A 12,788-nucleotide genomic window follows, 5' to 3' on the forward strand; every position below is an offset into this window, starting at 1 on the left:
ATCAAACCAGTTAATGCGAAGAAACAAATGCCGCGTCGCGATGCTCTGGCGGCACGGCGAAATGCTGTTGCATTCTGCGGCTTTCCTCCGCCGGTGGCAGGCCAAACAGGCGCTTGAATTCGCGGTTAAACTGCGACGGGCTTTCATAACCCACCGCAAAGCTGGCAGCGGCAGCGGTCATCTCCTGTCGCACCATCAACATCCGCGCCTGATGCAGACGTACCGATTTCACATACTGCATCGGCGCGGTACCGGTGATGGTCTTGAAGTGGCTGTGGAAGGTGGGCACGCTCATCCCCGCCTCTGCTGCCAGTTGCGCCAGCGTCAGTGCCTGCGCATAAGTGGCGTGGATCTGGCGCAGCGCTTTGCCAATTTTGCCAAACTGTCCCTGCTGCGTCAGCGCCGAACGCATTACACTGCCCTGTGCGCCGGTCAACACCCGGTAATACAATTCACGCATCAGGGCTGGCCCGAGAATGGCCGCATCACGCGGATGAAGCAGCGCTTGCAGAAAACGCAGCACAGAACCTTGCATCACCGCATCCATCGGGCTGGACATCATGCTTTGCGGTGCCGGTATCGGTTCGGTTCCCCCCTGTTGATCGAGCTGCAGCATCAACTCTGCCGCAACGGCGAAATCCAGATGCAGATAAATAGCCAGCAATGGTTGCTCCGGGCTGGCATCGGTTTCCATCACAAAGGGCACCGGCACTGAAACCGCAAGGTAGTGCTGGGCATCATAGACATAAACCCGATCGCCCAAATAACCGCGCTTACACCCCTGGCAGACAATAACGATACCCGGATCGTACAGCACCGGCGTGCGTGTCAGAGGACGGTCGGATCGCAGGATACGTACCTGCTCCAGTGCGGTCAGGTTATAGCCCTCCTCCGGTGCCAGTGCGCGCAGCAATGCCACCATGCTGGTCTGAATCTGCTCACTCATAAAATTACCCACTCATAAGATTAGGCAATAAAACCAGAAGATACGGCCTCAGCACAACAAGAAATGAAGAATATTATGCATCCTCACTTGTTAGCGGGAGCCAATCTTATGTCATCAAGCAAAACATTATTCATCACCGGCGTCAGCAGCGGCTTTGGTCGTGCACTGGCGCAACAGGCGTTAAGCCAGGGTCATCGGGTGATCGGCACCGTGCGTAATCAGGCCGCCGGAGAGGCATTTGAAGCGCTTAAACCCGGTTTTGCCACCGCCTGCCTGCTGGACGTGACCGATTTTTCCGCCATCGACAGCACCGTTGCTATGCTGGAAAAGGCAGTGGGGCCGATTGATGTGCTGGTCAACAATGCCGGTTACGGCCATGAAGGGGTGATGGAAGAATCTTCCCTGGAGGAGATGCGTCGTCAGTTTGATGTCAACGTGTTTGGTGCTGTCGCCATGATCAAGGCGGTGCTGCCGTTTATGCGCCAGCGCCGTCGCGGCCACATCATCAATATCACCTCAATGGGCGGATTTATCACTATGCCGGGTATCACCTATTATTGCGGCAGCAAGTTCGCGCTGGAGGGGATTTCTGAAGCGCTGGGCAAAGAAGTGCAGCCTTTCGGTATCTTCGTCACTGCCGTCGCACCGGGATCGTTCCGTACCGACTGGGCAGGTCGTTCGATGGTGCGCAGTGAAAGAAGCATTGCTGATTACGACGCGCTGTTTAATCCCATCCGCCAGGCGCGCGTGGAAAAAAGTGGTAAGCAACTGGGTGACCCACAAAAAGCCGCTGTGGCGATGCTGGAGATTATCGGCAGCACCAACCCTCCGGCGCATCTGTTGTTAGGCAGTGATGCCCTGGCGCTGGTACGGGATAAATTAACCACCTTTAATGAGGATATTAAACGCTGGGAAAATCTGACACGTTCAACCGATGGTGAATAATGGTTTGTCAGATATTGTAAATATTTCATCTTAATGAAAGATGCGCCAGCACCTTATTTCTCTGGTTAATGCTGGCGCAGTTTTTTAGAATTTATCTGATGCTATTACCACACAGAATATAGGTTATCTGATCAGGGTTTCGAGAAAGAGAAATGTGGGTCAATAACAAATTTTTTCGGTACGCCAGAATCAAATTCACTGTAACCACGCGGTGCATCTTCCAGTGAAATCACTTCTACCCCGACTATTTTGGCAATCGGAATACGATCCCACAGAATGGCTTGCATCAGCTGGCGATTATATTTCATCACCGGTGCCTGCCCGGTGTGGAAGGCGTGTGATTTGGCCCAGCCCAGTCCCAGACGAATGCTTAGGCTGCCCATTTTTGCTGCCTTATCGACAGCGCCAGGATCTTCCGTGACATACAGGCCGGGAATACCGATTTTGCCTGCGACTCGCGTCACCTGCATCAGCGCATTGAGAACGGTTGCCGGTGCTTCATGCTGCGCCCCTTCGTGACCATGCCCGCGGGCTTCAAAGCCTACGGCATCGATGGCGCAATCCACTTCCGGCTCACCGAGGATGGCAGCAATCTGCTCATGCAGCGGTGTATCCTGACTTAAATCAACCACTTCGAAACCCTGTTCTGCCGCATGTTTGATGCGTGCGCCATTCATATCACCAACGATCACCACCGCCGCACCCAACAGGCGTGCAGAAGCAGCGGCCGCCATGCCGACCGGACCCGCACCCGCCACATAGACGGTGCTACCTGGTCCTACCCCCGCCGTCACCGCCCCGTGGAAGCCGGTGGGCAGGATATCGGAAAGGCAGGTTAAGTCTTTGATTTTCTCCAGTGCCTGCTCGCGATCCGGCAGCTTGAGTAGGTTGAAATCGGCATAGGGCACCAGGACATATTCAGCCTGCCCTCCCACCCAATCCCCCATGTCCACATAACCATAGGCCCCACCGGCACGCGCCGGGTTTACCGTCAGACACACGCCGGTGTGTTGTTCTTTACAGGAACGACAGCGCCCGCAGGCGACGTTGAACGGCACTGAGACCACATCACCGATCTCAAAGCGTTCCACATCACGACCTTTTTCGATCACCTCCCCGGTGATTTCATGCCCCAGCACTAACCCAACCTGGGCGGTGGTGCGCCCGCGCACCATATGCTGGTCGGATCCGCATATATTAGTAGAGAGGACTTTGAGGATCACTCCGTGTTCTATTTTCTTGCCCCTGGGATCGTGCATTTTCGGATAATCAATCGACTGGACTTCAACTTTGCCATTACCTATGTATACCACTCCGCGGTTTTCAGACATGTGAGCACCTTTCAGAAAGTATTAATTTTTAAATGTCGCCGTTGAGCATAGGATCATACTCTGCGCCTCTAAGCTTAATAACTCCCCTGCACGCGGTTGTGCTTTCTGCGTTTATTATTCTCGATGTGTGCAAAGCATCACAATTAAATTAAACATCATTCAACTTGTGGATAATTTCAGTGTGGTATTTATTCAGGCCAGATTTTATTTACTGCTTCGCTTATGCAGCAGAGTGGCAGCGACGCTGTGGCCGGTTTTAGTTAGTCGATGCTGTAGTATGTTGTAATCAAAGTGGCACCGGGAGTGTTTCTGAAACGCGTGATAAATCACGCCGCTACCGCCACATTTGTAGCGGCGCGATTTATCGCGCAAAGCAAAGATCTGGCGCTAACGCAGTTTTGCGCAGGCAGCCAACAATCGCTGGCACGCCGTTTCCAGCAGCGCATCGTCCACCGCGTAAGCAATACGCAGATAACCCGGCGTACCAAATGCCGAGCCGTGCAGCACCGCCACCTGTGCTTCCGCCAGCAGCCAGGATGCCAGCGCCTTATCATCGCTGATCACCTCTCCGCCCGGCGTACGGCGACCCATCAACCCCTGGCAATTGGCAAACACATAAAATGCGCCTTGTGGGGCACTGGCACTCAGTCCGTCGGTGGCCGCGATCATCGCCAGCACCTGGTTACGACGCTGTTCCAGTTTTGCCAGCCAGCCCACCAGAAAATCAGCCGGTTGATTCAGCGCGGCCACCGCCGCAGCCTGTGCAATGCTGCTGGCGTTAGAGGTACTTTGCGATTGCAGCACCTGCATCGCCGCAATCAGCCAGCGCGGTCCCGCCGCATAGCCCAGACGCCAGCCGGTCATGGCATGGCTTTTTGACACGCCGTTCACTGTCAAGGTGCGATGTGCCAGTTGGGGTGCCACTTCGGCAAAGGTCGCGAACGGTGTCTGGTCATAACGCAGCGGTTCATAGATATCATCGGCCATAATCAGCACATGCGGATGATCGGACAGCACATCTGCCAGCGCCCGTAGCTCCTGGGCGCTATAAATCGCACCGGTTGGATTGCCCGGCGAATTGAGGATCACCCAGCGTGTTTCCGACGTCAGGGCCGCCGCCAGCTGCGCCGGTTGTAGCTTCCAGCCGTCCGCTTCCGTGCAGGGAACAATCACCGGCTCACCTTCCGCCAGCGTGACCATGTCGGGATAAGAAACCCAGTACGGGGCGGGAATGATCACCTGATGGCCTGCATCGACCGTCGCCAGCAGCGCATTAAAAATCAGCTGCTTCGCTCCGCTACCGGCGATGATTTCATCTGGCGCGAACTGCAACTGATTGTCACGGGCAAATTTACCGGCGATCGCCGCCTTCAATGCTGCGGTACCCGCCACGGCGGTGTACTTGGTTTGCTGCTGCACAATGGCTTCGATACCGGCATAGCTGATTGACGCCGGGGTGGCAAAATCCAGCTCGCCCTCGCCCAGATTGATCACCGCTTTGCCTGCTGCTTCCAGTTCACGCACCTGGTCAGAAATGGTCGCGGTTGGCGAAGGTCGTACCCGCTGCATGCGCCGGGCCGTTTGACTGTTATTCATAAATCCTCTTTTGTATCTGATGATTCAACTAATACAATTATTCATCCAACATCAGCAGGAAAATTGCCGTGTCACTGATATTCATTCTCGATGATTCACCTCTACCGGCCCGTTACGGTGTCACCGCCAGCCTGTGGGCTAATCAACTCGGGTTGCCGTTATGGAGCCTGCGTCCCAGCTTTAAGGGCGATGTGCCCGATAGCCATCAACACGTTATTCCCGCCGGTTATTGCGTCACCAGCGGCCTGTATCGCAGCGATACGCTGCAACAGGAAATCAGCAGCGCCGACTCGCTACCGAACGCTGACGCAGTGATCGTCTTACCTGCCGCGCGTGCCGCTGCGATCGTCGATCTGCCCGGCATCCGGTTGTTCAGCCACGACAGCGGACAGACGCTGGTACTGCGCGATGACACCCAGCCGCTGCTCACCCTGCATACCGACCACTATGGTCGCTGGTCTGCCGCGCCAGCCGCTGAACCTGCAAGCACGCTCCGTATCGGCCTGATTGGCCGCGAAGCTGACCATCGTCAGGCTTATCCGGCCACGCTGGCGGCGCTGGGCGATGCAGCATCCGCATTGCAGCTGACGCTCGACATCCACTTCCTGCCACCCGCCTCGCTCTCCGCCAACCTGGATGAACTGGAGGGGCTGCATGGCGTGTTGCTGCCGGGTGGATCATCAATGGCGGCGGTACAGGGACAAATCCGCGTCGCGCAAACCACGGTGACCCGCCCACTCCCCACCCTCGGGCTGTGTCTCGGGATGCAGAGCATGGCTACGGCTGCCGTGCGCCAGCAGCCAGCGTGCGAACAGGCGATTCTGGCGGAGGTCGCCCCCGATGCTGTCCTGCACAGCTTTATCGCCTTTGCTGATGGTCATCACCGTTGCGGGGTGCTGCCATTTCATGACGGTGCCATGCACTACAACCATCGTTATCGCTTTAATCCGCAGTTATTACCGCAACTCAGCGCCAGTGGCGTTCAGGTCAACGCGCAGACCGATGACATCGTTGAGGCCATTACCCTGCCCGATCATTTGTTCTGGCAGGGGGTGCAAGGCCATCCCGAACTGGCATCGCGTCCGGACGCCCCGCACCCGCTGATCACCGCGTTTCTACAGGCGGCGCTTACTCAGCGAGGGTAACGCCGGTACGCGCATCGCTGGCCAGTTTGCGCATCACGCTGGCCAGCGCTGTCTGGGCTTCGGCAGAAATATCCAGCAGCGGCGCACGTACGCGACCACCGTTAAAGCCACGCAACGCCATTGCCGCTTTCACCAACTGCGGCTGACCGTGCTGACGCGCCAGGGCACGGTAGTCGTACCACAGCTGATGAAGATCGCGCGCCGTGCCCGCATCGCCTTTTTCCACCGCGCGGAACGTGGCTAACACCAGCTCCGGCAGCGCGCCACTGTTGGTGGTGCTGATGCCGTCAAAGCCAGCCATCATTGGGCCTAAGAAGGCAAGATCCGAAGCGCAGAACAGACGCAGACGTCCACGCAGGCGGTTGGCGATCTGGTCGATGGCCGTCGGGTTAAGATCCCCCTGCTTGATACCGACTACACCCACCACATCCGCCAGTTGTTCCAGCAAAGCGGGTGACAGCGTGATACCAATGCCGGGTGCGTTGTAAACCAGGATACCGGTTTTGGAAAATGGGGCCATCTCTTTGAAATAGGTCAGGATTTGCGCGTCAGTGATTTCGCTGACGTAAGGCGCAGTCACCATCGGTAATCCACCCAGATCGCCAGCCAGAATGGTCAGTTCGCGCGCATCACGCGGGTCTGAGCTGGCGCTGCACAACATCACCGGGATACGGTCCTGCACACAATCCATGACCTGATGGAACAATTCACGGCGTTCCGCCAGGGACATCACCGGAAACTCGCCATACGTGCCGCCAATCAGAATGCCGTCATAACCAAGACCGATGACGCGCTCAATGTTTTCACGCAGGGCGGCGAAATCGATAGCGCCGCTAGCGTCAAACGGCGTAACGGTGATGTTGAAAATGCCACGCAGGCGTTCACGGCATTCGTTAATGTCTTTCATGGAAATTCCTTACAGCAAAGTTAATGGACGAGAGAGGCTGCCAAGCTGGCGATAACCGGTTTCCGTGACCACCACGGTTTCACTGACGCCAACGGTGAATTCGCCGTAAATGCGCAGTGCCGGTGGAATATGGAAAGTCATGCCCGGTTGTAATTCGGTGGTAACACCGCTGTACAGGCTGAGAATGCCGCCTTCGCCCCAGTCAGGCGCGAAAGAGACACCGATGGAATAACCGGTGCGCTTTTTGAAATGCTCGGTGAAACCGGCGCGGTCGATCACTTTCTGGCAGGCGATATGCGGCTCGGCACAGGTGGCTCCCGGACGGATGGCATCCAGCGCGGCCTGCAATGCTTCCTGGCACACTTTTTCCATTTCCAGCGCAATCGCCGGCGGACGACCAATCCAGGCGGAACGCATCAGCGCGGCGTGATAACGGTCATGGGCAGCAGCCATTTCGAGGAATACCGGTTCGTTATCCTGCATCACGCGACGACGCCAGGTGCCGTGCGGCACACCACTGCGCGGTCCGGTGGACACCAGCGGCTCCATTCCGACATATTCAGAACCGGCCGCGATGGCGGCACCCATCATCGCGGAAACCAACGCGTTTTCATCACTGCCGCTGCGAATCGCTGCCATACCAGCACGCATACCGGCATCGACATAACGTGCCGCGGTGGCGATTTTTTCCACTTCCGCGGCGGATTTCACCGCGCGCAGCGGTTCGATCACGCCAGCGGTATCGGCGATGGTGCCGAGTTTGCTTTGCAGCAGTTCGTAGACGGCAATCGGCAGGAACCAGCCGCGTTTGTCCAACCCGATGCGTTTATTCAGCCAGCCGCGCTGTTGCAGCATACCGACGAGAAAATCCACCGGGTTATCACCGTCCTGATAGATGGCGGCGTCAGAAATAAAGGTGTTGGCGATAAAGTTGAAGTATTCCAGCTGGCGAATCACAAACACCGGATCCCCTTCTACCGGCAGCAGCAGCGCCTGGAAGGTGTAATAACCGGGGGTTTGCTGACCGGTGAGCCAGAAGATATTTTCCGGCCCGGTGACGATCATCACATCGACTCCGGCGGCGCTAAGACGCTCACGGGTGCGCTGCATACGCAGTGCATACTCGTCCGCGCTGAAGGCGGACTCACTGCCCTGGACTACATTATTAAGCTGTTGCATCACTAAACTCCTGAAGGAAAGTGGCGTCGGCGGCAGAAAACTGCACACCCAGGCCGGGAGAATCGTTCACGGTGACCTGGCCGTGGGCATAAGCGAGACCGCTGACCGGGTCATCGGTTAAACCATCAGCGCCGTAAAGCTCGGCGAACGCCGGTTGCAGTACGCGGCACAGCTGTAACGCCGCTGCCGTCGCCGCATGGCCTTCGTTCATCTGACCAATCATGAAAGGAACCGCCGCGTTTTGCAGACGGCGCGCCGCCGCCAGCGTCGGTGCCAGTCCACCCAATTTGACCAGCTTGAGATGGCCCCACAGCGCCCCTTCGGCCGCGATCAGGCGATCGATGGCCGCGTTGCTGTTAAGGCTTTCGTCGAGCATGATCGGGATAGCATATTGGTGCAGCTCCGCCAGATGCCGGTCATCAGCGACGGCCAGCGGCTGCTCGATATAACTCAGCTGAAGCGCCCGCAGTTGCGGCAACGCCTGATGTGCCTGCGCCAGCGACCACTGGCCGTTAACGTCAATCGCCAGTGAGATCTGGTCGCCGAAGGTGTCGCGCAACGCCTGTAAACGCGCCAGATCGGTGGCGAAATCCGCCACCCCGGTGCGCAGTTTCAACTGGGTAAAACCGCGTTCGACATAGCCTTGCGCCTGCGCCAGCATCTGCGCTTTACTGCCCCAGAACAGCGTCTGGTTGGTAGCGAAACCCAATGCCGCTGCCGGTGCCCCCAGCCAGGCGGCCAGGCTGACGCCCTGCTGACGAGCCAGTAAGTCATGCAGCGCCATATCCAGCACCATGCGTGACGGAGCCAGCAGCGGGCTATCCTCGGCGTGCACCGCCGCCAGCATGCTGTGCGCATCGGCCTGCCAGTCCCACTGTGCCAGCGTAGAGAGCAGATTGTTCAGCACCTGTTGTTCGCTGTAGCCATGCAGATAAGCGATGTTAAGCCGCACTTCACCGATGCCCTGCACACCCTGATCTTCCAGCTGGAGCCACAGGGTATCGAGCGCATGTACCGCGCCGGATGCTGCGGTATGCAGCGTCACACCGGCGTAATGAAGGTCGCCACGCCAGAGTTGGGCTTTCACGCGTGGGCCTCCGCAGGCAGCATCGCCAGCGCGATATCGAGATAGATGTAAGCCGCAGCGATAAACTCCTCCACCGGGACAAACTCATCCGGTTTATGGGCCACCGCCAGCGCGCCGGGGCCGACCACCACACCTTTGGCACCGAGGGTACGGAAATGCACCAAATCACAGCCGCCCTGGAATCCAAACGGACCGGGTTCCGGCTGACCATGACGACGGCAGGCTGCCAGGCTGTGCTGCACAATGGCTTCACTGCTGTCGGTTTCGGTTGCGCCGCCGGTGGTGGGCTGCCAGGCAATAATTTCCGCCTCAACACCGGATTGTTCTCTGGCGTGATCGAGCAGCTGTTGCAGCTCCGCTTTCACCGCAGCTTCGTCCTCGCCCGGCACCATGCGGCGATCCAGCAGCAGTTCGCAGTTATCCGGCACCACGTTATCGGCGTGCCCGCCGTGGATACGGGTGACGGTTAAACTGGCGTTACCCACCAGCGCATGACAACGGCAACGCACCTGCTGATGATGTGCTTCCTCGATCAATCCAAGCAGCTTCGCCGACTGGTAAATTGCGTTGATGCCCAGCTCCGGCGTACCGGAATGCGCCGTCACGCCTTTCACCCGCACACGCGGGCGCAGGCTGCCTTTGTGGGCCGAAAAGGTGGCGTTGGAGGTCGGTTCGCCAATCACTGCAAAGTCGATGGCCGGCGGCTGATCGCGCACATAAAACTTCGCCCCTTCACTCGCCACTTCTTCATCCGCCGTGAACACCCCCATCAACGTACCGGACCAGCTATGACGATTGGCCGCCAGCATACGCAGCGCTTCTACCATCGCCACCAGCGGGCCTTTGGCATCACAGGCACCCCGACCATATAAACGTCCTTCACGCTCGGTCAGGGTAAAAGGATCGCTCGACCAACCGGTCCCGGCCGGGACGGTGTCGAGGTGGGTATTAAAGGCAAAACAGGGGCCGTCGCCGTTCTTCAGCAGCGCGATCACGTTGGTGCGCCCTGGCGCATACTCGCTGAACGAAAGGTCAAAACCCGCTTCGCGCAGCCAGCCTGCTACGCACTCGGCGGCCTCACGTTCGTGACCGGGCGGGTTTTCGGTATTGATGGCGACCAGCGCGGTAAGATCCCGCTTCATGCGCACACTGTCTGCCTGGTAACTACTCATAGGTACTCCGCTATTAATGTAAGATCTGGTCGAGGAAACGTTTGGCACGTTCGCTGACCTGGCCGGTAAAAAAGTCCTGGGCGTTGGCGCGCTCGATAATTTCGCCCTCCTCCATAAACAGGATTTGATTGGCAGCACGGCGGGCAAAACCCATCTCATGGGTCACCACCATGCTGGTCATGCCTTCGGCACTCAGCTCTGCCATCACATCCAGCACTTCACGGATCATCTCCGGATCCAGCGCTGAGGTCGGTTCGTCGTACAACATCAGTTCGGGTTTCATCGCCAGCGCGCGGGCAATCGCCACCCGCTGCTGCTGCCCACCGGAAAGTTCATCCGGGAAGTGGTCAGCACGCTCATTGATGCGCACCTTTGCCAGCAGCATTTCGGCCTGTTTGCGCGCCTCAATGCGGTTGACGCCCAGTACCGTCATCGGGGCCAGCATGATGTTTTCCGCAGCGGTGAGATGGGAAAACAATTCGTAGTTCTGAAACACCATGCCAATACGCTGGCGCAACTGATGCGGTGGCACTTCGCCACGGCTGATGTTTTGCCGGGCAAAAAACACATCGCCACTGTCAGCCGGGGACAGCAGATTGACGCAACGCAGCAGCGTGGATTTACCCGAACCGGACGGGCCAATCAGCACCACGGTTTCCCCGCGATTCACGCTCAGCGAACAGTTTTTCAGCACGGTCTGGCGACCGAAGGTTTTGTCGATGCCGATCATTTCCAGCAGTGGTTTACGTTCCTGGCTCATGACACCTCCCGGGCAGGTTTAGGCAGCTTCATTTCATGGGATTGCGCTTTCTGGCTTTTGCGGCGGCGCTGTTTCGGGTCGAGCGTGCGCTCCAGCCATGACTGGAAAATCATGAACAGCGTGGTCAGCAGCAGATAGTAGATACCGGCAGCGCACAGCGCTTCGAAGTAGCGGAAACTGGCGCTGGCAGCCTGATTCGCCACCAGCAGCAGCTCCTGCACCGCAATCACCGACACCAGCGCACTCGATTTCAGCATGCTGATCATCTGGTTACCCATCGGTGGCAGTACAATGCGTGCCGCCTGCGGTAACACGATCTTGCGCATGATCTGCGCGTTGGTCATACCCAGCGCCATACCGGCGGTACGTTGCCCGCTTTTCACCGCCTGAAGACCAGAACGCAGGATCTCAGCCATATACGCGCCTTCATTGAGCGAAAGCGCCAGCACTGCACAGGTAAACGCGGAGAAGCGTAAGCCGAAGCCTGGCAGCACGTTGTAGACAAAGATGATCTGGAATAGCACTGGCGTGCCACGAAACAGCCACAGGTAGAAAAAGGCCAGTGCCTTTCCGGCGCGGAAAGGAGCCTCCTGTAGCAGGGCCAGTACCAGACCCAGCACCACGCCACACAACAGTGAGCAGAGGGTGATGAGCAGTGTCATCCACGCACCCTGCAAAAACTCAGGGGAAAGGAAGTACTGCCACATTAAATCAATCGACATAGCTATCTCCGGTTAACGGCTTGAAACGCATTAAAAAATGGCAACGGAATCCGGGAAGTTCCATTTCTCAATCAGTTGCTTGTAGGTGCCATCTTTCACCAGGGCCTGCAGTCCCTTCTCCAGCTGTGCACGGGTTTCGCTGTCGCCTTTACGTACCGCAAAGGCGATATGGGTGTCGGCTTCGAACTCCGCCCCTACCGCTTCGAACATGCCCGGTTTTTCACTGAACAACGCCACCGTGCCGGGCGTGGAGAGGTATTCGGCATCAGCGCGACCCTGAGCGACTGCAACAGCTGAGTCAGTGGCTGCCGGGAAGGTCAGTACGTTGATGGCGGCTTTGCTGGCGGCCACGCAGTTTTTGTTGTCCACCCGCGCCTGGCTCTCTTCGATACCGCCAAGGGTGACGGCGACAGTTTTGCCGCACAGCGACATATCACGACCGGTGATACCCGCCGGATTGCCTTTGCGCACCACCACGCGGCTGCCGATCTTCAGGTAAGGCACAAAATCCACCTGGGTGGCGCGGGTTGGGTTGACGTACATCGCTGAGTTGATGATGTCGAGGCGTTTGCCCTGCAAAGCCGGGATCAGACCTTTGAACTCCATAGCCATCGGTGCGGGCGTCAGTTTGAGTTCTTTACTCAGTGCCGTGATCAGATCGATATCGAAGCCGGTGAGCTTGCCGTCTTTGACGAATTCGAACGGCATAAAGGTGGCAGCAGTGCCATAAGTCAGTTTGCCAGGGGTGACACTTTCCCCTGCGGCATGGCTGGCAAGTGGCAGCAGCGCCAGAGTGAACATCAATCCGCGCATGCGGCCTTTAGTGAAATACGAGCTGGACATAGTCGTCTCCTGGTTAATATTTTGGATTTTATGAATCAACAAATACAATCATGATGACAAAAACACGTCCCTTCCTGGTGCACTTGCACGCTTATCGTGCAGTTCCTGCTTTATTTCGCTGCAAAACTTTTCCCGTGTTATTGTATATTCAGACC

The 12,788-nt window shown here is 57.4% G+C and carries 12 protein-coding genes; 2 read left to right on the forward strand and 10 right to left on the reverse strand.

The genetic code is table 11. The annotated features are described in order from the left end of the window. Positions 1-10: 10 nt before the first annotated feature. Positions 11-946: an AraC family transcriptional regulator gene (locus tag AC6I8X_RS21610; protein WP_497841067.1), complete on the reverse strand. Its 936-nt coding sequence runs from the start codon at positions 944-946 to the stop codon at positions 11-13. A 108-nt stretch (positions 947-1,054) separates the two neighbouring features. Between AC6I8X_RS21610 and AC6I8X_RS21615 the strand changes: the two genes are divergently transcribed. Further along, complete coding sequence (locus AC6I8X_RS21615) at positions 1,055-1,891, forward strand: oxidoreductase (RefSeq protein ID WP_313687229.1); 837 nt, start codon at positions 1,055-1,057, stop codon at positions 1,889-1,891. A gap of 131 nt (positions 1,892-2,022) precedes the next feature. Here the strand turns inward: AC6I8X_RS21615 and fdhA are convergent, their stop codons facing one another. Both fdhA and AC6I8X_RS21625 read right to left on the reverse strand, forming a co-directional pair. Continuing rightward, on the reverse strand, positions 2,023-3,222 hold the full coding sequence (gene fdhA, locus AC6I8X_RS21620; RefSeq protein WP_313687227.1) for a formaldehyde dehydrogenase, glutathione-independent: 1,200 nt from the start codon (positions 3,220-3,222) through the stop codon (positions 2,023-2,025). Between the two features lie 387 nt (positions 3,223-3,609). Then, complete coding sequence (locus AC6I8X_RS21625; RefSeq protein WP_497841068.1) at positions 3,610-4,818, reverse strand: pyridoxal phosphate-dependent aminotransferase; 1,209 nt, start codon at positions 4,816-4,818, stop codon at positions 3,610-3,612. Between the two features lie 68 nt (positions 4,819-4,886). Here AC6I8X_RS21625 and AC6I8X_RS21630 point away from each other — a divergent pair, with 68 nt between their 5' ends. Next, the gene (locus AC6I8X_RS21630; RefSeq protein ID WP_497841069.1) at positions 4,887-5,963 is read left to right on the forward strand and encodes a glutamine amidotransferase-related protein; all 1,077 of its coding nucleotides are present in this window, start codon (positions 4,887-4,889) and stop codon (positions 5,961-5,963) included. Here AC6I8X_RS21630 and AC6I8X_RS21635 read toward each other — a convergent pair. The 7 genes from AC6I8X_RS21635 to AC6I8X_RS21665 are packed head-to-tail and all read right to left on the reverse strand — an operon-like array spanning position 5,947 to position 12,633. Then, entirely contained in the window at positions 5,947-6,870 is a 924-nt protein-coding gene (locus AC6I8X_RS21635) for a dihydrodipicolinate synthase family protein (protein WP_497841070.1), read from the reverse strand. The two genes, AC6I8X_RS21630 and AC6I8X_RS21635, sit on opposite strands and share 17 nt — an antisense overlap. Before the next feature lie 9 nt (positions 6,871-6,879). Further along, a complete protein-coding gene (locus AC6I8X_RS21640; protein WP_299450896.1) occupies positions 6,880-8,049 on the reverse strand; it encodes a M24 family metallopeptidase in 1,170 nt (389 codons plus the stop codon). Beyond that, positions 8,036-9,136, reverse strand: a complete 1,101-nt coding sequence (locus tag AC6I8X_RS21645; RefSeq protein ID WP_497841071.1) for a mandelate racemase/muconate lactonizing enzyme family protein — start codon at positions 9,134-9,136, stop codon at positions 8,036-8,038. The genes AC6I8X_RS21640 and AC6I8X_RS21645 overlap by 14 nt, the downstream gene beginning before the upstream one ends. Beyond that, positions 9,133-10,308 (reverse strand): M20 family metallopeptidase, encoded by a 1,176-nt coding sequence (locus AC6I8X_RS21650; protein ID WP_497841072.1) that lies wholly within the window; start codon positions 10,306-10,308, stop codon positions 9,133-9,135. Before AC6I8X_RS21650 ends, AC6I8X_RS21645 begins: the two co-directional genes overlap by 4 nt. Before the next feature lie 13 nt (positions 10,309-10,321). Beyond that, positions 10,322-11,068: an amino acid ABC transporter ATP-binding protein gene (locus tag AC6I8X_RS21655; protein WP_497841073.1), complete on the reverse strand. Its 747-nt coding sequence runs from the start codon at positions 11,066-11,068 to the stop codon at positions 10,322-10,324. Then, positions 11,065-11,790 carry an amino acid ABC transporter permease gene (locus AC6I8X_RS21660; protein ID WP_084880870.1) on the reverse strand — a complete coding sequence of 242 codons (726 nt, stop codon included), beginning with the start codon at positions 11,788-11,790 and terminating at the stop codon, positions 11,065-11,067. Before AC6I8X_RS21660 ends, AC6I8X_RS21655 begins: the two co-directional genes overlap by 4 nt. 30 nt (positions 11,791-11,820) lie before the next feature. Further along, on the reverse strand, positions 11,821-12,633 hold the full coding sequence (locus AC6I8X_RS21665) for an ABC transporter substrate-binding protein (protein WP_313689613.1): 813 nt from the start codon (positions 12,631-12,633) through the stop codon (positions 11,821-11,823). Between the last annotated feature and the right edge of the window lie 155 nt (positions 12,634-12,788).

It is taken from the genome of Pantoea sp. X-Soil-TKNS-1280 (genome assembly GCF_059730475.1).